The sequence below is a fragment of the Actinomadura sp. NPDC023710 genome (assembly GCF_040639875.1).
Lineage (GTDB): Bacteria > Actinomycetota > Actinomycetes > Streptosporangiales > Streptosporangiaceae > Spirillospora > Spirillospora citrea.
Genome location: NZ_JBFAGB010000021.1, coordinates 39,127 through 60,483 on the forward strand (window position 1 = coordinate 39,127; position 21,357 = coordinate 60,483).

Genomic DNA, 21,357 nt, shown 5'->3' on the forward strand with positions numbered 1-21,357 from the left:
TTCTGGTGCTGTCACCCCTTTGTTCCAGGTTCCTTTTCTTGGTCGATTTGGGCGTCCAGTACGAGCCCGCCACCGTGACCGGGCTCGCCGGGACACGCAATGCCTGACGCCCGCGCGGTAACAAGGTCACGGGCGACCACGCCTGGGCCTGCCTGAATTTCCCTCGTCAGCTCCTGCCGCTCCGTCCGTTCCAGGAAGCTCAGGGGCGCACGCGAATGACGGTCTTGCCCTTGCGCCGCTCGGTCGGGTTGAGCACAGGGACGGCGTCGTCGAGGGTCGCGACGGTTCCAATGTGCGTGCGAAGGCGCCCGTCCCGCACCCGGTTGACGATCTCCACCAGCTGACTCGGAACGGACTCGACGACGAAGTCGACCGCGAGACCGTCGACAGGGCGAGTCTCAGCGGGCCCGACCACCGACACCAGCGTCCCGCCAGGCCGGATGATGCCCGCCGAGCGCCTCTGGATGTCACCGCCGATGACATCGAAGACCAGGTCGACCCTTCCGATGTCTTCGAGATCCCCTTCGTCGAGGGCGAGGAACTCGTTCGCGCCGAAGTCGAGTGCCGCCTGGCGGTCCGCCGCCCGCCCGGTGCCGATGACGTAAGCGCCGAACTCTCGGGCGAGCTGTGTCACCGCAGATCCGACCGCGCCGGCGGCGCCGTGTGCGAGGACGCTCTGCCCCGCCTGAAGCCGACCATGCTGGAACAGGCCTTGCCATGCGGTCAGGCCGGAGATCGGCAGGCTCGCACCCACCGTGAAGTCGACGGCCCCGGGCAGCGGCGCGAGGTTGCGTGCCTCCACGGCCGCGTATTCGGCCAGGGTTCCATCGCGGTGCCAGTCCGTGATCCCGAACACCCGCTGGCCCAGCGAGAGTCCCGTCGTGCCGTAGCCGAGCGAGGTGACCACTCCGGCGAACTCGTGGCCGATGATCGCCTGGGCTCGGTCGTGACCGGAGCGATCGACCCACGTCGAGGGCCACTCCCACTCGGCCGGGACGAAGCCCGACGCATGGACTTCAACGACGACGTCGTTGATCGCCGGCGTCGGCTCAGGCCGCTCCGCCAGCTTGATCCCGGCCGCTTCCGCGGCCTGATCAGTCGCGACGACTGCCTTCATTCCTACCTCCGTATACCTCGTGCTCGCTGGCTCCACGCGCAGGTCTGTGACCTGTGTGTCTTCCCCACTCCGGTGGAACCCGACGCGTTTCAGTGGTCCGTTCGTCCGCGGTGACGGATCGTCTGTGGTGACAGACCGCGGAAGCTCGGGTGCCACAGAACCTCACGGACAAGGGGTAGGCGACGGGAGCAATGGTCAAGACCTAATGGATCAGGTTCTTGGGCGCCTTCTGGTCGGTCGTCGGGGCGTTCGACCAGCTTGCCGTTAGTGAAGGTTGCTCCTGAGCGGCCGAGGGCGACGAGGTGGTGCGTTGACCGCCCGCCAGCGTGTCTGGGCGGACTCGACAAGCTTGAACGCCATGGCCAGGCCAGCGGCCCGTGAACCGGGGCCCTTAGTGAGCTTGGTGCGGTGGCGGACCGTGGCGAAGGCGCTCTCGATTTATCGATCTTGTGGAACCAGCAGCGCTGTTGCTCGGCCTCGGGGACAACTCACCCAGCGCGCCCCAGAACCCCAGCGCACCGTCCCCGACCGCCAGCACTGAGGTGCGCGTCCCACGGCGCCTTATTTACCTGCGCGTCCGTACCGCTCCTCCCTGTACTGGCGCGGAGACAACCCGTAGGCATTGCGGAACGCCTGGGTGAAATGTTGCGGCCTGGAGAACCCCCACCGGGCCGCGATCTCGCTGATCCGACGGGTGGCGAGCAGCGGTTCGGCTAGGTCGCGGCGGCAGTGTTCCAGACGGCACTCGCGGATCCAACCGGCGACCGTGCGGCCTTGCTCGTGGAACAGTTTGTGGAGTAGACGCAGGGAGATGTGATGTGCGGCGGCGATCGAGGCCGGGGACAGTTCCGGGTCACCAAGATTCTGCTGTACGAAGGTGTGGATCTGGGCCAAGAGTGCCCGATGGCGGTTGTGCAGCGGCACTGCGTCGCCAACCTCCAACTCGTGGGCGAGGGCCGCGGTCAGCGTTTCCAGCGCGAGGGCGGACAACCTGGCCGAGTCGGCGGGGCTGTACTCGTCGATGTGCCGGGCGAGCCGAAGGAGGAAGGTCGAGGCGAGCGCCCCGACACCTTGGGCGCCCGGAATGCGCACGGCGGTCAGGCGGTCGAGATCCCGGGCCGGCAACGGCAGCAGGGCACGCGCGAATCGCAGGACCAGCAGCCGAGCGACGGGGGAGTCCGTCGAGAGTGTCGCCGAGTACGGCCGCGAAGTGTCGTAGAGAACCATGTCGCCGACGCCGAAAGCCGTCTCCCGGCCGTTCTGCGTGGCGTTCCCCGCACCGGCCACGGCGATCCCGAGTTTGCACAGTCCGGGGTCGTCTTGGCGGATGAGCTTCGGTGTCCGGTGGATCACGTATGGCGTGGTCGTCATCAGAGCGACCTGTATGGAACCCAGATCCCAGATGTCCATACGGGCTTGAAAACTCATCTCCAGGTTCGGTTCGCAGCTGAGCTCGTAGGGAACCCAGGTTCGGGAACTCACCTCATGCCAGAAGCCAAACCGCTCACTGGCAGGCAACCCGTCCGTGCTCACGGTGCGCATCTGGGCCACCGGTCAGCGCCTGAGGCGGTTTCATCGCCGGTACGCAAGTTCGCGTGGGTCAGCATCACGCCGGCGCCGCCAGTCCGACCGGTCCGAGACAGGCCATGGGTACGACCTGCAGTCGCGGCCGCCACGCTCAGCCGCGCCCGAAAGCGCACCAGGTCTGTTGGCTCCGGCTCGACATTAAGGCGGTGGTCGTGGACGGAGGTCGCGACTGCGTCGGGGGAGAGGACGGAACCGAGCATTTTGCACAGCAGGGTTACATTCAGCTTTGCGGCGAGGCGCGGATGGGCGGGTCGCTCATCACTCCAGGTCACCTCGGCCCATTCCCCTAGAGGCGGCGACCACCTCGTATGCGGCAGGATTACGGGGAGAAGAGTGCGGTGCCTGGACTCCCTCAAAGGTATAATCCGTCCGTCTGCCCGCATTTTGAATGGCACCAGCAAGGCGAACCCGACGTCAATTTCGCTGACGTCCCGTTGACCGAAGCCATCCACCACGTCCAGCATTCGGTCGTTCCCTTCCTTTTTCAGTGCATTTCTCATCACCTCCACCCCGCCCGCGAGACCGCGGGGTTCGGTCATCGCTCTTGCCCACCTGCCGCTTTCGATCTTTGACGATTCACGTTGCGGAGTGCGGAGCGGTCCTTGGCGTGCAGACTCGCGTTGCCCCTCCAGAGGAGGTCCTCATCGCGAAGAGGGTGCCAGGGGGCCGTAGGTAAATACATGGACAGAACGTGGGCGCGTCCGTTTTCGGGGTTCTTGAGTCCGCGACAGCCCGGTTGCGGGCTCTGAATGCCCGCATGGGTCCGGGATGACGCGCGAAGGCGAAGCCGGTGGTCTGAATGTGGTCAGCGACTGCACGCCGGCGGAGTCGCTTACAAAAAGACCCCGACGTCCGCTGCAATGCAACGAACGCCGGAGCCGACTTGCATCAGGCAAGGGGAGACGAAACCGGGACGCCCCGGCCTGTCACCAGCTCAGCCAATTCGAGTGCCGCAGCCCTGGCAGACTTTGGCGTTCTCGCTGTTGTAGGTGCCGCAGGCGGAGCACGGGATCTGATCGACGTTCATCGCCCTACGGATGATCATCGCGATCTTGCGCATCGTTCTCTCCTTTGATGATTCGCGGACGGCCTTTACCGCCAGCGATCTGAACTGTACGCCCTGAGCGCCTTTCGGCTGCTGAATCCACCATTCCCCGCGCAGAATGTGCATTCAGATGTAAGAACGGTGCACGCAAACGTAAGAGGGCATCAGAGGCCACCTATGGCGCGCGAAGTGCGCCTGGTTCGGTCCGGTCTTCTTCTGAAGGACCTCGCGGACATGGGCGCGTCCTCTCCTGCCCCCGCCTGGCCTGCTTCCAGCCGTGAACGACGCCCGAGCGCACCAGACGGGTAGAGCACCGAGCCGAGAAGAATCTTGGCCCGGGGTTCCCGTTGATCTTGCGCCGCGGCCTCTTACGAGGGACGGCCCGCCGCTGTTGAAGCGCCACCTTCGGCGCTCGGGCGGGACGGTAGGGGAGCGGATCGGGAATGTTGACCCAGTTGGCTGCGGTGGCGCCGGTGCTCGCCGCGGTGATCAGTCTGGTGGACGGCCGGCTGCGGGCCCGCCGGGAGCAGTCCCGCCGGGCCGGTGATGAGTGATGGCCAGGACCGGGAGGCCGCGGGTCGCCGTGGGCCGGACCCGGCCAGCGGCGGAGGCCAGGCGAGTACGGGCGGCAGGATGGCAGCGATGCGGCAGGACTTCCTGGACTTCTTCGACACAGAGTTCCATCTGGTGGTGCGGTTCGTGATGCGCGACGGCGCCAGCCTGCACGATGCTCAAGACGCAGCTCAGCAGGGGTTCCTGCAGGGGTGGCGGATGGTGCGGGAGGGTACCTGGGAGCAGATCCGCCATCCGCGCGCCTGGGTCCGCTCGGTGGCGCTGCGGAACCACCGAGCCCGGCGGCGGGTGGAGGTCCCGGTCCGGCAGTTGCCCGAGGCGGCCGCTCCCGGGACCGGGCACGCGGAGCTGACCGAGCAGGCCCGCGATCTGATCGCCGCGCTGCGGCTGCTGGACGCTGACGCCCGGGCGGTTCTGGCGTTCCATCTGGACGACATCCCCACTCACGCCATCGCCGCGTATCAGAGCATTTCTGAGCAGAGGGCCCGGGATCTGCTCAAGAAGGCCCGGCGTACGCTCAGGAAGCATCTGCCCGCGCCACCGCAACGGTCGGCGAGGCCCGCCGGCACCACCGAGACAGGCAGCCACGAAGGGGGCGCCAGCCGTGACCACCTCTGACGGCCCGTTCCCGCCGGACGACGCACTCAGCGACGAGCTCACCGACACCGAACTGGACGCCGCCCTCGGCGCCGCCGATGCCCAATTGCTGGATCATGTGCGCGCGCACACCAACCCGGTCGTCGCGCTGTCCGCTCTGCTCGGCGGCACCTCCACCGACGCCCAGGACCGCCCGGCGCCACTCTCCGATGGCGCCGCCACCCAGATCCGCGCCCGTACTCAGGCGCACACCCTGGAGCGCGACCTTCACCGCGCCAGCCTCGGAGTCGGCATACTCGCCGCTCTCCTCGACCCAGACCCCGCGTTCTCCCGGACCGTCGAGCTGAACGATCTCCGCGCCCGCACCCACGATGTCGCTCGCGTTCTCACCCGCGCGGTCGGCCGAGCCGGTGACCTCGCACGCGACCTCGGCCTCGCCCGTCACCGCCACAGCGTCGCCGCCCGCGCCATCGCCACCCTTCTCATCCAGGTCCGTGACGGCGCTCGCACCCTCACCGGCGATCTCGACCACGTCGTCGACCTCGACTGCGGGGACGCCCGCGACCTCGACTCCGCTGCCGCCCAGGCGTCCCACCTCGTCCGCGACCTCGATGGTGCCTGCGGCCGTGCCCGCAGCCTCGCCCATAACCTGGCGGCGCAACCGGTGAACGCGTCCGGCGCAGACTTGTCCGAGGTCTCGCTGCCCGATCTGGCGGTGCTGGAAGGGGTGGTGTGGGACGAGTTCACCCGCTGGCAGCCCGGCCTGCGCGACCGGATCGCCGACCGGTCGGAGGAGATCGCAGCCGGTGTCTACCAGGTGCGGAGCGGCACGGCCCGCGACCCGCACACGACGCCCGGTCGGTGATGTTCGGGGCGGTCGCGCAGCGTGCCCGGGCCGGCGTTGGCGTGCGGTCGGCGGGCGCCGACTGCCGTACCCCTTCAGCGCCGCCAGTGAAGGGCAGCGTCACGGTGCCCCTTCCGCCGAGGCCCGGCTCCCTACCGGGATCGCCCGGTGGAGAACCAGCCCCATGTAGTACTCATCGACGAACTCGCCATCCACGCACACCGAGGAGCGCCGTACTCCCTCCACCTGGAAGCCGCAGGCTTCGTACAGACCCAACGCAACCCGGTTATGGCTCATGGCCGTGAGTTCCAGCCGCCACATTCCCAGAAGCCGCGCCTGAGCGATCGCCGTCTCCAGCAGGCCGCGGCCGACTCCTTGTCCATGATGGGAGGAGCGTACGCCCAGCACGATCGCACCCCGGCCTCGTGCCCGCCGCCACCGTGACGCAAAGACGTCGATCACTCCGACGAGCCGCCCGCCGTCATCGGCGACGAACCTGTACGACCGGTCTGGAAGTTCGTTGCCGCGTTCGCCGGGCTCAGCGAGCATGAACTTCGTTTCTGTGTCCAAAGCGCGGCGAAGCTCAGTAAGGGCCTCGCCTTCCTCGGCGGTGAGGGGCCGGATGGTTGCCATGGCACCAGGATTCGTCACCTACGTCCAGGCGGTGCGCGCCGGGCAGACCGCCGATCGGGGTTTCGCGGACGTGCTCACCGTGCACCCAGTGAGCCGAGCGCCCGGGACGGTTCTCCGTCCGCCGTTCTGCCGCGCGGGACAGGTCAGCGGACCAGGCGGAAGAACGCGCGGATGTCGGTGATCAGGAGGTCCGGTGCCTCCATCGCGGCGAAGTGGCCGCCGCGGTCGAACTCCGACCAGTGGATCACGTTGTGCTCGCGTTCGGCGATGCGGCGGACCCCGGCGTCTCCGGGGAAGACCGCCACCCCGGTGGGGACATCGGACTTTTCGACCGGGCGGCCCCAGTCGGCGGCGCCCTCCTTGTAGAGGCGGGCCGATGACGCCGCGGTGCCGGTGAGCCAGTAGATCGTGACGTCGGTGAGCAACTGGTCGCGGTCCACGGCCTCTTCGGGCAGCGCGTGCGCGGGGTCGGTCCACTCCTTGAACTTCTCCACGATCCAGGCCAGTTGACCGGCGGGAGAGTCGTGCAGCCCGAAGGCCACCGTCTGCGGACGGGTCGACTGGACCATGGCATAGGCCGCGCGGTCCTGGTCGGAGTACTGGGCCAGGCGCGCCTGTTCCGCCTCGGTCAGGCCGTCAAGCTCGTCGGGCTGGAAGGTCGGGAAGCCCAGCGCGCCGTTGACATGGACGCCGATGACGTTGCCAGGGGCGAGGCGGCCGAGTTCGGGGGAGATCACCGAGCCGGTGTCGCCGCCGTGGGCGCCGTACCGGTCGTAGCCGAGACGGCTCATCAGCTCGGCCCAGGCGTGGGCCGCCCGGCGGGGGCTCCAGCCGGTCTCCCGGGTGGGGCCGGAGAACCCGAAGCCGGGCAGGGAGGGCGCGACCACGTGGAAGGCGTCGGCGGGGTCGCCGCCGTGGGCGCGGGGGTCGGTGAGCGGGCCGAGGATCTTCGTGAACTCGGCGACCGAGCCGGGCCAGCCGTGCGTGATGATCAACGGGAGCGCGTCCGGCTCGGGGGAGCGGACGTGCAGGAAGTGGATGTTCTGGCCGTCGATCTCGGTGGTGAACTGCGGGTACCGGTTGAGCGCCGCCTCCTGCGCGCGCCAGTCGTACTCCGTCCGCCAGTAGTCGGCCAGCTCCCTGGCGTAGGCGGACGGGACCCCGTACGACCAGCCGGTGCCGGGTAGTTCGTCAGGCCAGCGGGTGCGGGCCAGGCGGTCGCGCAGGTCGTCCAGGTCGGCCTGCGGGATGTCGATGCGGAACGGGTTGATCTTTGTCATGTCCAGTACGTTAGGAGCAGGCTAGGACCGATTCGGTCCTAGCTTGCACGCAGAATCATGAACATGTTGGAGACCTCGGCTCGACTCCTCAGGTTGCTGTCCCTCCTGCAGGCTCGCCGGGACTGGTCCGGCCCGGAACTGGCCGAACGGCTCGGCGTCACGACGCGGACCGTGCGGCGGGATGTGGACCGGCTGCGCGAACTGGGCTACCTGGTGCACGCCACGGCCGGGACGCCGGGCTACCGTCTGGGCGCCGGAGCCGATCTGCCCCCGCTGCTGCTGGACGAGGAGGAGGCGGTCGCGGTCGCGGTGGGTTTGCGGACGGCCGCCGGGGGCTCGGTCGCCGGGATCGAGGAGACGTCGGTACGGGCGCTCGCGAAGCTCGAACGGGTCCTCCCCCCACGGCTGCGGCATCGTGTTCACGCGCTCCGGTCGATGACCGTGCCCATGACGGGAGCGGCGGACCCGGTCGATCCCGAGGTGCTGACCGCCATTGCCGCGGCCTGCCAGGAACATGAGGTGCTGCGGTTCGACTACCGGTCGCACGAGGGCCGGGAGAGCCGCCGTTCGACCGAGCCGCACCGGCTCGTGAACTCGGGACGCCGCTGGTACCTGGTGGGCTGGGACGTCGACAAGGAGAGCTGGCGGACCTACCGTGTCGACCGGCTGCGGCTGAAGGCGCCGAACGGGCCGCGTTTCGTCCCCCGGGACCCGCCCGCCGAGGACCTCGCCGCCTACACCTCGCGCGCGGTGTCCAGCGCCCCGTACCGCTACCGGGCGCGGCTGACGGTGCACGCAGCCGCGCAGGTCGTGGCCGGGCACATGCCGCCGACGGTGGGGACGATCGAGCCCGTTGACGCCCGCACCTGCGTCCTGCGGTGCGGCGCGAACGACCTGGACGAGATCGTCGTGTGGGTCGCACTGATGGACATCGATTTCGAGGTGCACGACCCGCCGGAGCTGGCCGAGCGGATCGGCGCCATGGCCGACCGGCTCCGGGCGGCGTCGGGCACCGCGCGGCGGGTGACCGTCCCGCCCGGTCACCCGGCGGGCGGCGCGGACGGGGCCGCGTCTGCCGGGCTCGCGGGCCCTACCGCGCCCGCACGTGAGGAGGGCTGACAGCCGTCCGGTCATCTTCGGGGTGGTCTGTTTGCGGGTTCGAGACGCTCATCCGCCCGGGCATAGGGTGGGGCGGCATGGCGCTGCGACTCGTTCAGGTGAACTTCAAGGCTCGGGATGATTCGGCGCTCGGCCGGTTCTGGGCGGAGGTGCTCGGCTGGGGCATGTCCAGCGAGGGGCCCGGCGTGACCAACCTGGAGCCCGAGGGCTTCGTCTGGCCGGACCCCACCGCCGTCTGCGTCGACCTCGTCACCGTTCCGGACCCGGAAACGGTGAAGGACCGCGTGCATCTCGATCTCGCCACCACCTCCGCGGCCCACCATGCGGAGTTGGTCGCGCGTATGAAGGGTCTCGGTGCGACGCCGGCGGACGTGGGCCAGGGCGATGTCCCGTGGACGGTTCTGGCCGATCCGGAGGGCAACGTGTTCTGCGTGCTGGAGCCTCGGGAGCGCTACCGGGACACCGGGCCGATCGCCGCGGTGGTGGTCGACTGCGCGGATCCGCGGGCCATGGCCCGGTTCTGGGACGAGGCGCTGGACTGGACCCTGCACGAGGTCACCGATGATCATGCGGTGCTGCGTTCCGCCGAGGGTGTCGGGCCGTATCTGGAGTTCCTCCGCGCACCCGGCGCGCGGACATGGTGGAACCGCGTGCATCTCGACCTGCTGCCCTTCCCCGTTGACGACAAGGAGGCGGAGGTGGCGAGGCTGCGGGCCCTCGGCGCCACGGACCTCGACCTTGGCCAGGGCGACGTGCCCTGGACGGTTCTGGCCGATCCGGAGGGCAACGAGTTCTGTGTCCTCGGCCGGGGCTGACGCAGAGCCCTGCCGGGCCTCGCCGACACGGAAAACCGATTGAGCCTTCCTTCCGCGTCCCGTAAATTGCCTGCGGCCCCGTCGCAGTGAAGACAAAGGACAGAACCGCGTGACCCCGCCTGCTCTTCAGACCTGACACGTCTCTTCGCTCACCTGTAGCCGACGCTCCCGTCGGCTCTGCCGGGCTGCCCTTGCGCGCCCGGTCATTCAGCGTTTGAGGTCGCGCGTAATCGGCCTCGTGTCAGGTCTAGAGGGCTCATGTCTTCACAACCTCATATCGTGCTGCCCTGGGTCGTTCGTCGGACCAGGCTGCCCCTGCTGTCGTTGCGGTGCGCGGACTGCCGGTCGGAGTCGGCCGGCACCGGCGAGGGCAGGTTCCGCGTCAACGCCAACGGCAAGCTGCTGGACGTGTGGCTGCTGGTCCGCTGCGTAGCGTGCGATCGGACGAGCAAGCTCGCCGTGCACGAGCGGGTGCCGGTCAAGTCCCTCGATCCGGCCGAACTCCACGGCTACCGCGTCAACGATCCGGAACTGGTGGCCTCCAGGCTGCTGGACCCGCTGCTCGCCCGGCGCAACCGCTTCGCCCTGGACTGGACGGGCGCCTGGCGGCTGGACGCCCCGTCGCCATGGCTCGACGAGGCGTGGCCCGTCCAGGTGGAGGTCGTCTTCGAGGATCCGGTACCGGTGCGGCCGGACCGGCTCATCGCGCAGAGGCTCGGCCTCAGCAGGAACGAGGTGCTGCGCCGGATCAAGTCCGACACCCCGCTGCGCCGTCCGCGGAGCACCGGATTCACCTTCACGGTGATGGCCGGGGACTAGCGGGGATGTGGCCGCGGCGGGCCACCCGGCCCGCCCGGCTTCACCCCCGAACGTCCGGGCCGGTGGCGGCACGTGCGCTGGTAGCGTCTGCAGGCGTGCGGGACCGGTTCGAGGCGTCGTTGCCGGCGCGGTGGAAGGCGCCGCTGGTGGCGGGCGCGCTGGCTGCGCTGTCACCGGTGCTGCTCCTGACGCCCCGCGGCGTGCCGGCCGAGGCCGGGCGCCCGCTGGTGACGGCGCTCGTCGTCGTCCAGGCCGCGGCGCTGTGGTGGCTGAGCGCGCGGCCCGCCGTGGTCACCGCCGTCGCGGTGCTCTCCGGAGCCGCCCTGCAGTTCCTGGTTCCCGCGGCCGGGCAGGGGATCGCGCTGGTGGTGCTGAGCACGTTCGCCTGGTTGCGGCCCGCGCGGACGTCGCTGTGGGGCGCGGCGGGCGCGGCGGGCGTTCTCGGTGTGGCGGCCGGTGTCGGCGGCCACGGCGTCGCGGCGGTCCTGTGGCCGGTCGCGGCGGTCCTGGCCTGGAGTTGGGGCGCGCTCGGACGGGCATGGGCGGCGCGGCGGCAGGCCGAGGCGCGCCGGGCGGTGCTGGAAGAGCGGGCCCGCATCGCCCGTGAACTGCACGACGTCCTGGCGCACACGGTGTCGGTGATGGTGGTGCAGGCCGCCGCCGCGGACGATGTCTTCGACACCAGTCCCGAGAAGGCGCGGCAGGCGGTGCGGAGCCTGGAGGCGTCGGGACGGGAGGCGCTGGTCGAGCTCCGCCGCTTCGTGCGCACCGTGCGCCTGCTGGACGAGGAGACCGCGGCGGTCACCGGCGGCGACGCCCTGGCGCCGCAGCCGACCCTCGCGGATCTGGACCGGCTCGCCGGGACGGTGGAGGCCGCCGGGCTCCCCGTCCGCGTGGTCCGGGACGGCTTGGAGGACGCCGACGTCCCGCCGGGCGTGGCCCTGTCGGCGTACCGGATCGTGCAGGAGTCGCTCACCAACGCCCTGCGCCACGCGCGCGCGTCCACCGCCGTCGTCACGGTCCGCGCGCGGGACGGCCGGCTGACCGTGGAGGTCCGCGACGACGGGACGGGCGGCGGCCGGCCGGGCTGGACGGGCGCCGGACAGGGCGTCGCCGGGATGCGCGAGCGCGCCGCGCTGCTCGGCGGGACCCTGGAGGCCTCACCGGATCCGGCGGGCGGGTTCCGGGTCCGCGCCCACCTGCCGCTGGAAGAAACCGCGTGACGATCCGGGTGCTGGTCGCCTACGACTTCGGAGTGGTCCAGCCCCTTCTCTCCGTCTGAGGACGGAGCGCTCAGACCAGTCCGCCGCCGGAGGTGCGGAGGCGGGTCCCGTCCCTACCGTCGGGGCATGGTCCTTCCTCGAAACCGGCCGCTCCGGGCGGGCCGCGCGCAGCGGCGCCGGCAGCGGCGCGCCGCCTTGGCGCTGGTGCTCCTGGCGCCCGCCGTCGCCGAGCTCACCCTCGGCTCGATCCCCGTGAGGATGCTGTGGCTGGTCGTCCTCTACGTGCCGATCTACGGGGCCGGGGTCCTGCTGATCCGCGAGGCGGTGCGCCGGACGGGCGGCGGGACGGGAGCCCTGCTGCTGATGGGCCTGGCCTACGGGCTGGTCGAGGAGGGGCTCGCGCTGCAGAGCCTCACCAGCCCCCATCTGTACGGTGCCGCCGGGTGGGGCCCCAGGCCGTGGGGGATCAACGCCCCCTACACCGAGCTGAACCTGCCCTACCACGCGGTGTTCAGCGTCCTGCTGCCGGTCGCGCTGGTCGAGCTGATGTTCCGCGACCTCGGCCGGACGCCCTATCTGCGGAGGGCGGGGCTCGTCGGCACCGCCGCCGCGGCACTGCTGGGGGTGGGGCTGCTGCGGGTGTCGGTGCCTCCGTCGGAGGACCCCGGCTACCTGCTGTCCGGGCGCGCCGCCGGGGTGATCCTGGGGTTGGCGGCCGCGGCGGCGGTGGCGGCGCTCGCCGTGCTCCCGCGCCGCGCGGGCCGCGGTCCGGCCGGTGCCGGGGGTCCCGTCCCCGGCCTGTTCCGGCTCGGCGCCGTGTGCGCCGTCGCGGCCTTCGCCTTCCTGGCGCTGCTGTTCCCCTTCGCCGGCGCGCACCATCCGGCGTTCCTGCCCCGCGCGTGGGCGCCGCTGCCGATGGCCGCCGCCGCGGCGGTCGCCGGAGCCGCCGCGTGGGCGCTGCGCCGATGGGGCACGGCGGACGGCTGGACGCCCCGCCACCGGCTGGCCGCCGTGACCGGGGCGCTCGTCGCCCATACCGCCTTCGGCCTCGTCTCCCACACCCGCCACCCGCTCGACACCGCCGGCCTCGCCGTCATCGGAGCGGCGATGGTCCTGCTGCTCCACCGCCTGGACCACCGCCTCGCCACCGGCCCCGAGGTGTCTCAGGGCCTGTGAGGCGGGGCGGTGGGAGCGCCGAACCACCTGGCCATGGGGCCGAGCAGGTCCGTCTGGTCGTCGCCGACCCATGCCACGTGGCCGTCCGGGCGTAGCAGGGCCGCGGGCACGTCGAGTTCCTCGCCGGCGTCGACGACGTGGTCGACGCGGTCCGCCCAGCCGGCGACCGAGAGGCGGCCGGTCTGGTCGAGCAGCAGTCCGCGGCCGTCGTGCATCAGCTCGTAGAGGCGGCCCTTCTTCAGTCCGATGTCCCGGAGCCTGCGGCCGACGAGCGGGTGCTCGCCGCCGAGGTCGTAGCGGACCCCGATCGCGATGATCTTCTCGGTGAGGTACCGGTTCACCTCGTCGAAGTCCATCAGTTCCGACAGCAGCCGCCGGACGGCGAGGGGGCCCGGCTCGGTGGACAGCAGTTCCATCTGCACGCGGGTGTTGTCCAGCACGTCGGCGGCCACCGGGTGCCGTTCTGCGTGGTAGGTGTCCACCAGTCCCTCCGGCGCCGTGCCGGCGACCTCGGCGGCGAGTTTCCAGCCGAGGTTGAACGCGTCCTGGATGCCGAGGTTGAGGCCCTGCCCGCCGGTGGGCGGGTGGATGTGCGCCGCGTCGCCGGCCAGCAGGACCCGGCCGACCCGGTAGCGCTCGGCCAGCCGGGTGGCGTCGCCGAAGCGGGACAGCCAGCGGGGGGAGTGCGCGCCGAAGTCGGTGCCGGCGACGGCCCGCAGCTGGTGCTTGAACTCCTCGAGGGTGGTCGGGGCCGAGCGGTCCTGTGCCACGCCCTCGGCGGGCACGCCGACGCGGTAGACCCCGTCCGCGAGGGGCATGATCCCGAACCGCTTCTGGGTCTTGCGGACCTCGTCCATCACCGCGGCCTGCGTCTCCGGCGAAGCGGTGAGCTCCACCTCGCCCAGCAGCGTCTCGACCCGGGAGGGTTCGCCAGGGAACCCGACGCCGAGGCGCCTGCGGACGGTGCTGCGGCCGCCGTCGCAGCCGACGAGGTGGCGCGAGCGCAGCCGCGTCCCGTCGGCCAGCTCGACGGTCACCCCGTCGTCGTCCTGGCTCAGCCCGACCACCTCGCAGCCGCGCCGGATCTCGGCGCCGAGCTCGGCGGCGCGTTCGGCCAGCAGCCGGTCGGTGGTGGGCTGCAGGATGCCGAGGACGTAGGGGTGGGCGGTGTCAAGCCGGTCGGGTGCGGGTTTCCTGATGGCGCCGAAGAAGCCGCCGAGCGGGTACTTCCTGCCGTGCGCGAGGAACCGCTCCAGCAGGCCGCGCTGGTCCATCACCTCGATGCTGCGCACGTGCAGGCCGAGGGCGCGGACGTAGGGGGTCGGCTCGGTCTCCTTCTCCAGGACCAGGACGTGCACGCCGTGCAGTCGCAGCTCGCCGGCCAGCATCAGGCCGGTCGGCCCGCCGCCGACCACGATCACGTCGATCATGAATTTCCCCCGTCTGAGAGCGGTTCTCGGCCGGCTGCACCGGCGGTCCGCCGGCGCACGCCCGCGTCCCCGTTCACGCAGGTACCGGCCTCGGCCGACGATTCTGCGGCACGACCCGGGTCTTGCCGCAAGCCCCCTGGTCGGCTATAAGTTGAAAATGGAGGGAGTGAATTGGTCCTCCTTCCCGCGTCGCACAGGTCATGTGCTTCGCCATGTTCCCCCCGGGGGCCTTGCCCGATTGATAATCTCAACATTGAGATTGTCGCGGGAGGGTGGGAATGGCGGACGCGGTGGACGCGATCCTGGCGCAGTGGGGCCGCGAGCGTCCCGACCTGGACGTGTCGGCGATGGGCGTCGTCGGGCGGATCTCGCGGGCGCAGTCGCTGCTCGGCCGGGAGCTGAAGGAGTTCTTCGCCGCACGGGGGCTGGAGAGCTGGGAGTTCGACGTCCTGGCGACGCTGCGCCGGCACGGCGCCCCCTACGAGCTGACGGCGGGGGCGCTGCTGCGGGCGGCGATGGTCACCTCGGGGGCGATCACCAACCGGATCGACCGGATGGAGGCCAAGGGCCTGGTGGAGCGGGTGCGCGACACCGGTGACCGGCGGTCGGTGCTGATCCGGCTGGCGCCGCGCGGCCTGGAGATCGTGGACGAGCTGGTCGGCCTGCACACCGCCAACGAGGAGCGCCTGCTGGCGGCGCTGTCGGCGGACGAGCGCGGGCACCTCGCCGCCGCCCTGCGCACGCTGCTGGAGTCGCTCGGCGACACGACCCTGGGCTCCCCGTCCGGCGAGCGCTGAGGTCCCCGGCCGCGCGCCGGCGGGCGGTTCGGCCCTCGCGCGGTGCTCAGGAGGCGGCGGGTGCGGTGAAGGGACGGATGGCGCGGGTGGCGCGGTCGGCGATGACGGCCAGGTGGTCGGCGAGTTCGGGCGGGTCCAGCAGGGTGTAGTCGATGGGCAGCAGGGTGACGCGGTAGGCCAGAAAGCGCATCGAGTCCGACCGGGTGTGCAGGAGGCAGCTGCGGTCGTCGGCGGGTTCCAGGACGCCCTGCCAGGCGGTGACGTGCTCGGCGGCCTCCTGGACGGGGGCGTGCAGCAGCAGCCGCGCCCGGATCGTGCCCGATCCGCCGGCCAGGGTGTCCATGGCCCAGGAGGCCGCGTCGGCGCCGCCGGGCAGGCGGAGTTCGGGGCCGCGCACGCCGGTGCGGTGGGGGTCGGTGACGCGGTCGGCGCGGAAGGTGCGCCAGGCGGCGCGGTCCTCGTCGTGGGCGACCAGGTACCAGCGGCGGCCGGCGGTGACGAGGCGGTGGGGCTGGGCCAGCCGGCGGGTGCCGCTGCCGTCGGCGGCGGTGTAGGTGAAGCGGACCTTCTCGCGGGTGAGGCACGCGGCGGCGAGCAGGGCCAGGACGGCGGGGTCGGCTGCGGGCGGCGCGCCGTCCTGCGGCGGGAGGGGCACGGCGGCCTCGGTGAGGGCGGCGACGCGGTGCCGCAGCCGGTGGGGCAGGACCTGTTCGAGTTTGGCCAGGGCGCGCAGCGAGGTGTCCTCGATGCCGGAGACGGCGCCCGCCGCGGCGCTGCGCAGGCCGATCGCGATGGCGGTGGCCTCGTCGTCGTCCAGCAGCAGCGGCGGCATCGCGGCGCCGGCGGTGAGGCGGTAGCCGCCGGTGTTGCCGTGGGTGGCGTGGACGGGGTAGCCGAGGTCGCGCAGGCGGTCGATGTCGCGGCGGATGGTGCGGGCGGTGACGCCGAGCCGCTCGGCCAGCTCGGTGCCCGACCATTCGCGGGGCGTCTGCAGGAGGGACAGCATCTGGAGGAGCCGTCCGGACGGATCGCGCATGTCTTCCATCCTGCCGCGCCAGTAGGACGTTGGGTGACCTATTGGCCGTCTAACGTCGTGGGCATCGAGGCCGGAACGTCCGGTCCGGGGATCGGGAGGCACGACATGCTGCGGGGATTCGCCACCATCAACTTCTGGGCGGACGACCTGGAGGCGGCCAAGGACTGGTACGCCGACCTGCTGGGGGCCCAGCCGTACTACCGCGTCGCCGGCCCGGACGGCCGCGCCGCCTACTACGAGTTCCGGGTGGGCGACTACGAGCACGAGCTGGGGTTGGTCGACGCCCGGTTCCGTCCGGGAGGGCCGCCGGCGGGTCCGGGCGGGGCGGTCGTGTACTGGCACGTGGACGACCTGGAGGCGGCGGTGGAGCGGCTGCTGGGGATGGGCGCGCGGCTGCACGAGAAGATCACCGAGCGGGGCGAGGGGACGGGGTTCGTGACCGCGTCGGTGGTGGACCCGTTCGGCAACGTGCTGGGCGTGATGTCCAACCCGCACTACCTGGAGGTGCTGGCCGAGGGCGCGCAGCGCTGAGGTCGCCCCGGCGGCCCGCCGGGGTGCCGGCGGGCCGGGGCGGGTCAGGCCTGCCGGACGTAGTCGCGCAGGTGGCGGGCGGTGAGGGTGTCGGCGCCGGCGACCAGGTCGGCGGGCGTGCCGGTGAACACGACGCGGCCGCCGTCGCTGCCGGCGCCGGGACCGAGGTCGATGATCCAGTCGGCGTGGGCCATGACGGCCTGGTGGTGCTCGATGACGATGACGGTGTTGCCGCCGTCGACGAGCCGGTCCAGCAGGGCCAGGAGCTGGTCGACGTCGGCCAGGTGCAGGCCGGTGGTGGGCTCGTCCAGGACGTAGGTGGCGGCCTTCTCGGCCAGGATGGCGAGCTTGAGGCGCTGGCGCTCCCCGCCGGACAGGGTGGTGAGGGGCTGGCCCAGCCCGAGGTAGCCCAGGCCGACGTCGGAGAGGCGGTCCAGGACGGCGCGGGCCTGCCCGGCGGTGAAGAACTCGCGGGCCTCGGCGACGCGCATGGCCAGGACCTGGCTGATGTCCTTGCCGCGCAGGGTGTAGGTGAGGACCTCTGCGGTGTAGCGGCGGCCCTGGCACTGTTCGCACACCGAGGCGACGCCGGCCATCATCGCCAGGTCGGTGTAGACCAGCCCGATGCCCTTGCAGGCCGGGCAGGCGCCCTCGGAGTTGGCGCTGAACAGGGCGGGTTTGACGCCGTTGGCCTTGGCGAAGGCGGCGCGGATGTGGTCCAGCAGCCCGGTGTAGGTGGCGGGGTTGCTGCGGCGGGACCCGCGGATGGGGGACTGGTCGACCACGACGACGCCGTCGCGGCCGGGCAGCGCCCCGTGGATCAGGGAGCTCTTGCCCGATCCGGCGACGCCGGTGACGACGGTGAGGACGCCGAGGGGGATCTCGGTGTCGACGTCCTTGAGGTTGTGCAGGTTCGCGCCCTTGATGGCCAGGTGCCCCGACGGCTCGCGGACCTTCTCGCGCAGCCGGGCGCGGTGGTCCAGGTGGCGCCCGGTGAGGCTGCCGGACGCGCGGAGCCCGGAGAGGTCGCCGGTGTAGCAGACCCGGCCGCCCTCGGCGCCGGCGCCGGGCCCGAGGTCGACGACGTGGTCGGCGATCGCGATGGTCTCGGGCTTGTGCTCGACGACCAGGACGGTGTTGCCCTTGTCGCGCAGGCGCAGCAGCAGGTCGTTCATGCGGGCGATGTCGTGGGGGTGCAGGCCGGCGGTGGGCTCGTCGAAGACGTAGGTGATGTCGCTGAGGCTGGAGCCGAGGTGGCGGACCATCTTGACGCGCTGGGCCTCGCCGCCCGACAGGGTGGGGGACTCGCGGTCCAGGCTGAGGTAGCCCAGGCCGATCTCGACCAGGGAGTCCAGGGTGCCCTGCAGGGTGGCCAGCACCGGTCCGACGGACGGATCGGTGATCTCGCGTAGGAAGGCGGCCAGGTCGCTGATCTGCATGGCGGCGCAGTCGGCGATGTTGAGCCCGGCGATGCGGCTGGCGAGGGCGGCGGGGTTGAGGCGGGCGCCGCCGCAGGCCCCGCAGGCGCTGAACGCGACGGCGCGTTCGACGAACGCGCGGATGTGGGGTTGCAGCGACTCGGTGTCCTTGTCCAGGTAGAGCCGCTTGACCCTGAGCAGCAGGCCCTCGTAGGTGATGTTGACGCCGCTGCTCTTGACCTTGGTGGGCGGCTTGTGGAGCAGGTCGTCCCACTGGGCGGGGGTGTAGTCGCGCAGCTTGGCGTCCGGGTCGAACAGCCCCGAGTCGGCGATCACCTTCCAGTACCAGGACCCGACGGCGAACCCCGGGACGGTGAGGGCGCCCTCGTTGAGCGAGAGGTCCCGGTCGACCAGCTGGTCCAGGTCGACGCGGGAGGCGCGGCCGAGTCCCTCGCAGTCGGGGCACATGCCCTCGGCGTTGTTGAAGCTGAACGCCGAGGAGGTGCCGGCGCGCGGTTCGCCGATCCGGCTGAAGATGATGCGCAGCATGGTGTGGGCGTCGGTCGCCGTCCCGACGGTGGAGCGGGAGTTGGCGCCCATCCGCTCCTGGTCGACCACGATCGCGGCGCTGAGGTGGCGCAGAGCGTCGACGTCGGGGCGGCCGACACTCGGCATGAAGCCCTGCACGAACGCGGTGTAGGTCTCGTTGATCAGGCGCCGCGACTCAGCGGCGATGGTGCCGAACACCAGGGACGACTTGCCCGACCCCGACACCCCGGTGAACACGGTCAGGCGGCGCTTGGGGACGTCCAGGCTGATGTCGGCCAGGTTGTTCTCCCGCGCGCCGCGGACCTCGATCACGTCGTGGGCGTCGGCGGCCCGGAGCGCGCCGGCGTGCGGCTCGGGCTGCGCGATCGTCGGCTGGAGGGGCATGGGCTTCCTCACTCGCTTGATATCTTAGGGCGTAAAGAGTTCCTCGGTTTCGATAGTTTATGGCATAAGGAGATGCACGTTGGTCGTCTTCGCCGGGCAGGGCGACCCCCGCCGCTCGATGGACCTGCTGTGGCGCGGCGCGGACGCGCCCCGCACGGGGCCGGGGCCGCGGCCGGGGCTGAGCGTGGAGGTGATCGTGGACACCGCGATCGCCGTCGCGGACGCCGAGGGGATGGCGGCGCTGTCGATGCGCGCGGTCGGGGAGCGGCTCGGGCGCACGGCGATGGCCCTGTACACCTACGTGCCGGGCAAGGCCGAGCTGGTGGACCTGATGTACGACCGCGCGCTGGCCGAGCTGCCCGGCGGCTACGACGCCGCGGACGGCTGGCGGGCGGCGCTGACCCGGTGGGCGCAGGACTCCTGGGATTTCTACCTGCGGCATCCGTGGATGCTGCAGGTGTCGCAGGCGCGCCCGGTGCTCGGCCCGAACGAGTACCGGGCGCTGGAGGCGCTGCTGGGCGTGCTGGCCCCCACCGGGCTTCCGGCGCGGCGGGTGCGGCGCGCCGTGTCGGCGCTGTCGAGCGTGGTGCGCGGCGCGGCGCAGACCCTCGCCGAGTCGCGGCAGGCGGTGCGGGCCACGGGCCTGTCGGAGGAGCAGTGGTGGTACGGCCGGGCCGGGGCCCTGGAGGCGCTGGCGCCCGGGTTCACCGAGCGCTTCCCGCTGGTGGCCCGGCTGAACGCCGAGGACGCCCTCGGCGGCGCCGAGGACGTCCCCTATCTGGAGCAGGCGGCGCGGGAGGCGTTCGAGGGCGGCCTGGCGCTGGTCCTGGACGGCATCGCCGCCTCCCTCGCCGCCCAGGGCGACCCCGGGGCGGCCGCTGACGGGTGAGGGTCAGCCGAAGATCGCGGCGGGGTCGCCGGTGAGCCAGACGTTGTCGATGACGACGCGGCGCATCACCCAGCCGGGCCCGTCCCCGGCGCGGACGAGGTCGACGTCGTAGAGGTTCTTCAGCAGGGCGTGCACGGACCGGTCGGCGGTGAGCAGGTGCTGGGCCTCGACCAGCGCGGTCAGGCGGGCGGTGCCGCCGTCGACCTCGACGCGGGGGTTGGCGACCTGGTGGGTGGTGGTCACCCGTCCCTCGAATCCGCGCAGGATCGTGTCGACGATCGTGTCGCGCCCGGTCATGAGCGGCGGCTCGCCGCCCCACGTCGCGGCGGCCGGGCGGAAGTCCAGCACGGAGTCCTCGGCGAACGCGGAGGCCAGCAGAGCGCGGTCCGCCAGGTCCTGGCCGAGCCCGAACCGGTACAGCGCGTCGACGATCTCGGCGCGGTCGCGCAGCTCGGTGGCGCCGGCGTCGGCGGCCAGGGCGTGCGGGCGGGTGACGTACACGGCTGTTCTCCTGCGGGGGTCGGGTGTCGGTGGCGCGTCCAGCCTCGCGGCGGGCGCCGTGGCGATCAACGCCGCATCGTGCAACGATCGTGAATCCACGCTTAACGATCGGGGGTGCGGGGTGCTGGAGCGGCATGAGATCGAGGCGTTGCTGGTGCTGGCCGAGGAGCTGCACTTCGGGCGGACGGCCGAGCGGCTGGGCGTGTCGACGGCGCGGGTCAGCCAGACGATCCGCGGGCTGGAGCGCCGGGTGGGGACGCGGCTGTTCGACCGGACGTCGCGGCGGGTGGAGCCGACCCCGGCGGGAGCGCGGCTGGCCGGTGAGCTCGGTCCGGCGTGGGAGCGGATCGGCGCCGCGGTGCGGCGGGCCGTCGAGGAGGGGCGCGGGGTCACCGGCACGCTGACGGCCGCGTTCACCGACGCGGCGGCGGGGCAGCTGCTGGCCGGCGCGGCCGAGCTGCTGCGCGCGCGGGAGCCGGGCTGCCGGGTGGTGCTGCGGGAGGCGCGGCCCGGGCAGGTCGCGGCGTGGCTGCGCGACGGCGGGGCCGAGGTGTGCCTGGCGGCGTTCCCGCTGGAGGAGCCGGGCGTGGCGGCCGGTCCGGTGCTGGTGCGGGAGGCGCGCATGCTGGCCGTCCCGTCCGGGCATCCGTTCGCGCGGCGCGCCGCGGTGTCGCGGGCGGATCTGGCCCGGGTGGACGTGCTGCCCGAGCCGCCCGGGGCGTCGGCGGCCGAGCTGCTCACACGCGTCGGCGCGGGTGAGGGGGTGCTGTGCGTGGGCGCGCACACCCGCCGCTACCACGCACGTCCCGACGTCGCCTACGTGCCGCTCGACGACGCGCCGCCCCTGGAGTGGGGCCTGGCGTGGCGGGCGGGCGCCGAGACGGCCCGGGTCCGCGCGTTCGCCCGCGCGGCCGTGGACCTGCTCGCCGCAGGCGATGGCTGACCGGGCGGCGCACGGCGTGTGAAGTGCGTCTCTCGGACGCGCCGGACGTCA

General features: G+C 71.9%; 20 protein-coding genes and 2 pseudogenes. 11 read left to right on the top strand and 11 right to left on the bottom strand.

Annotated elements, in window-relative coordinates:
- Positions 1-199: 199 nt before the first annotated feature.
- The 5 genes and pseudogenes from AB0H37_RS23950 to AB0H37_RS23970 all read right to left on the bottom strand — a co-directional run bounded on the left by AB0H37_RS23950 (position 200) and on the right by AB0H37_RS23970 (position 3,764).
- Positions 200-1,117 carry an NADP-dependent oxidoreductase gene (locus tag AB0H37_RS23950; RefSeq protein WP_360615249.1) on the bottom strand — a complete coding sequence of 306 codons (918 nt, stop codon included), beginning with the start codon at positions 1,115-1,117 and terminating at the stop codon, positions 200-202.
- A 242-nt stretch (positions 1,118-1,359) separates the two neighbouring features.
- Positions 1,360-1,679: pseudogene (locus AB0H37_RS23955) on the bottom strand (IS256 family transposase); the annotation flags it as partial.
- The gene (locus tag AB0H37_RS23960; RefSeq protein ID WP_360615250.1) at positions 1,679-2,659 is read right to left on the bottom strand and encodes a helix-turn-helix domain-containing protein; all 981 of its coding nucleotides are present in this window, start codon (positions 2,657-2,659) and stop codon (positions 1,679-1,681) included. The gene AB0H37_RS23960 and the pseudogene AB0H37_RS23955, both read right to left, overlap by 1 nt.
- Positions 2,647-3,243, bottom strand: coding sequence for a hypothetical protein (locus tag AB0H37_RS23965; protein ID WP_360615252.1), 597 nt, complete (start codon positions 3,241-3,243; stop codon positions 2,647-2,649). The genes AB0H37_RS23960 and AB0H37_RS23965 overlap by 13 nt, the downstream gene beginning before the upstream one ends.
- Before the next feature lie 395 nt (positions 3,244-3,638).
- Positions 3,639-3,764: a zinc-ribbon domain-containing protein gene (locus AB0H37_RS23970; RefSeq protein ID WP_329090618.1), complete on the bottom strand. Its 126-nt coding sequence runs from the start codon at positions 3,762-3,764 to the stop codon at positions 3,639-3,641.
- Positions 3,765-4,391: 627 nt separating this feature from the next.
- Here AB0H37_RS23970 and AB0H37_RS23975 point away from each other — a divergent pair.
- The gene (locus tag AB0H37_RS23975; protein WP_360615254.1) at positions 4,392-4,940 is read left to right on the top strand and encodes a sigma-70 family RNA polymerase sigma factor; all 549 of its coding nucleotides are present in this window, start codon (positions 4,392-4,394) and stop codon (positions 4,938-4,940) included.
- On the top strand, positions 4,927-5,784 hold the full coding sequence (locus AB0H37_RS23980; RefSeq protein ID WP_360615256.1) for a hypothetical protein: 858 nt from the start codon (positions 4,927-4,929) through the stop codon (positions 5,782-5,784). Before AB0H37_RS23975 ends, AB0H37_RS23980 begins: the two co-directional genes overlap by 14 nt.
- Before the next feature lie 99 nt (positions 5,785-5,883).
- Here the strand turns inward: AB0H37_RS23980 and AB0H37_RS23985 are convergent, their stop codons facing one another.
- Positions 5,884-6,396 (bottom strand): GNAT family N-acetyltransferase, encoded by a 513-nt coding sequence (locus AB0H37_RS23985; protein ID WP_360615258.1) that lies wholly within the window; start codon positions 6,394-6,396, stop codon positions 5,884-5,886.
- A 143-nt stretch (positions 6,397-6,539) separates the two neighbouring features.
- Complete coding sequence (locus AB0H37_RS23990) at positions 6,540-7,676, bottom strand: epoxide hydrolase family protein (RefSeq protein WP_360615260.1); 1,137 nt, start codon at positions 7,674-7,676, stop codon at positions 6,540-6,542.
- Between the two features lie 63 nt (positions 7,677-7,739).
- Between AB0H37_RS23990 and AB0H37_RS23995 the strand changes: the two are divergent.
- From AB0H37_RS23995 to AB0H37_RS24015, 5 genes and pseudogenes are all read left to right on the top strand, one after another.
- Positions 7,740-8,681: pseudogene (locus AB0H37_RS23995) on the top strand (WYL domain-containing protein); the annotation flags it as partial.
- Between the two features lie 191 nt (positions 8,682-8,872).
- Complete coding sequence (locus AB0H37_RS24000) at positions 8,873-9,610, top strand: VOC family protein (protein WP_360615262.1); 738 nt, start codon at positions 8,873-8,875, stop codon at positions 9,608-9,610.
- A gap of 279 nt (positions 9,611-9,889) precedes the next feature.
- Positions 9,890-10,429 (top strand): DUF1062 domain-containing protein, encoded by a 540-nt coding sequence (locus AB0H37_RS24005; protein WP_360615264.1) that lies wholly within the window; start codon positions 9,890-9,892, stop codon positions 10,427-10,429.
- Between the two features lie 95 nt (positions 10,430-10,524).
- The gene (locus AB0H37_RS24010) at positions 10,525-11,652 is read left to right on the top strand and encodes a sensor histidine kinase (protein WP_360615266.1); all 1,128 of its coding nucleotides are present in this window, start codon (positions 10,525-10,527) and stop codon (positions 11,650-11,652) included.
- Positions 11,653-11,778: 126 nt separating this feature from the next.
- Positions 11,779-12,828 carry a hypothetical protein gene (locus AB0H37_RS24015; protein WP_360615268.1) on the top strand — a complete coding sequence of 350 codons (1,050 nt, stop codon included), beginning with the start codon at positions 11,779-11,781 and terminating at the stop codon, positions 12,826-12,828.
- Here the strand turns inward: AB0H37_RS24015 and rox are convergent.
- The gene (gene rox / locus AB0H37_RS24020; RefSeq protein ID WP_360615270.1) at positions 12,816-14,258 is read right to left on the bottom strand and encodes a rifampin monooxygenase; all 1,443 of its coding nucleotides are present in this window, start codon (positions 14,256-14,258) and stop codon (positions 12,816-12,818) included. The two genes, AB0H37_RS24015 and rox, sit on opposite strands and share 13 nt — an antisense overlap.
- Positions 14,259-14,536: 278 nt before the next feature.
- Between rox and AB0H37_RS24025 the strand changes: the two genes are divergently transcribed.
- On the top strand, positions 14,537-15,055 hold the full coding sequence (locus AB0H37_RS24025) for a MarR family transcriptional regulator (protein ID WP_360615271.1): 519 nt from the start codon (positions 14,537-14,539) through the stop codon (positions 15,053-15,055).
- Positions 15,056-15,101: 46 nt separating this feature from the next.
- On the opposite strand, the gene AB0H37_RS24030 is transcribed toward AB0H37_RS24025, so the two are convergent.
- On the bottom strand, positions 15,102-16,091 hold the full coding sequence (locus AB0H37_RS24030; RefSeq protein ID WP_360615273.1) for a YafY family protein: 990 nt from the start codon (positions 16,089-16,091) through the stop codon (positions 15,102-15,104).
- Positions 16,092-16,196: 105 nt separating this feature from the next.
- On the opposite strand from AB0H37_RS24030, the gene AB0H37_RS24035 reads away from it, so the two are divergent.
- The gene (locus AB0H37_RS24035; RefSeq protein ID WP_360615275.1) at positions 16,197-16,622 is read left to right on the top strand and encodes a VOC family protein; all 426 of its coding nucleotides are present in this window, start codon (positions 16,197-16,199) and stop codon (positions 16,620-16,622) included.
- Positions 16,623-16,666: 44 nt separating this feature from the next.
- On the opposite strand, the gene AB0H37_RS24040 is transcribed toward AB0H37_RS24035, so the two are convergent.
- Positions 16,667-18,973 (bottom strand): excinuclease ABC subunit UvrA, encoded by a 2,307-nt coding sequence (locus AB0H37_RS24040; protein ID WP_360615277.1) that lies wholly within the window; start codon positions 18,971-18,973, stop codon positions 16,667-16,669.
- A gap of 79 nt (positions 18,974-19,052) precedes the next feature.
- On the opposite strand from AB0H37_RS24040, the gene AB0H37_RS24045 reads away from it, so the two are divergent.
- Positions 19,053-19,862: a TetR/AcrR family transcriptional regulator gene (locus AB0H37_RS24045; protein WP_179834999.1), complete on the top strand. Its 810-nt coding sequence runs from the start codon at positions 19,053-19,055 to the stop codon at positions 19,860-19,862.
- A 3-nt stretch (positions 19,863-19,865) separates the two neighbouring features.
- On the opposite strand, the gene AB0H37_RS24050 is transcribed toward AB0H37_RS24045, so the two are convergent.
- On the bottom strand, positions 19,866-20,363 hold the full coding sequence (locus AB0H37_RS24050) for a nuclear transport factor 2 family protein (RefSeq protein WP_360615279.1): 498 nt from the start codon (positions 20,361-20,363) through the stop codon (positions 19,866-19,868).
- 121 nt (positions 20,364-20,484) lie between these two features.
- Here AB0H37_RS24050 and AB0H37_RS24055 point away from each other — a divergent pair, with 121 nt between their 5' ends.
- Positions 20,485-21,306 carry a LysR substrate-binding domain-containing protein gene (locus AB0H37_RS24055; protein ID WP_179835000.1) on the top strand — a complete coding sequence of 274 codons (822 nt, stop codon included), beginning with the start codon at positions 20,485-20,487 and terminating at the stop codon, positions 21,304-21,306.
- Positions 21,307-21,357 lie beyond the last annotated feature (51 nt).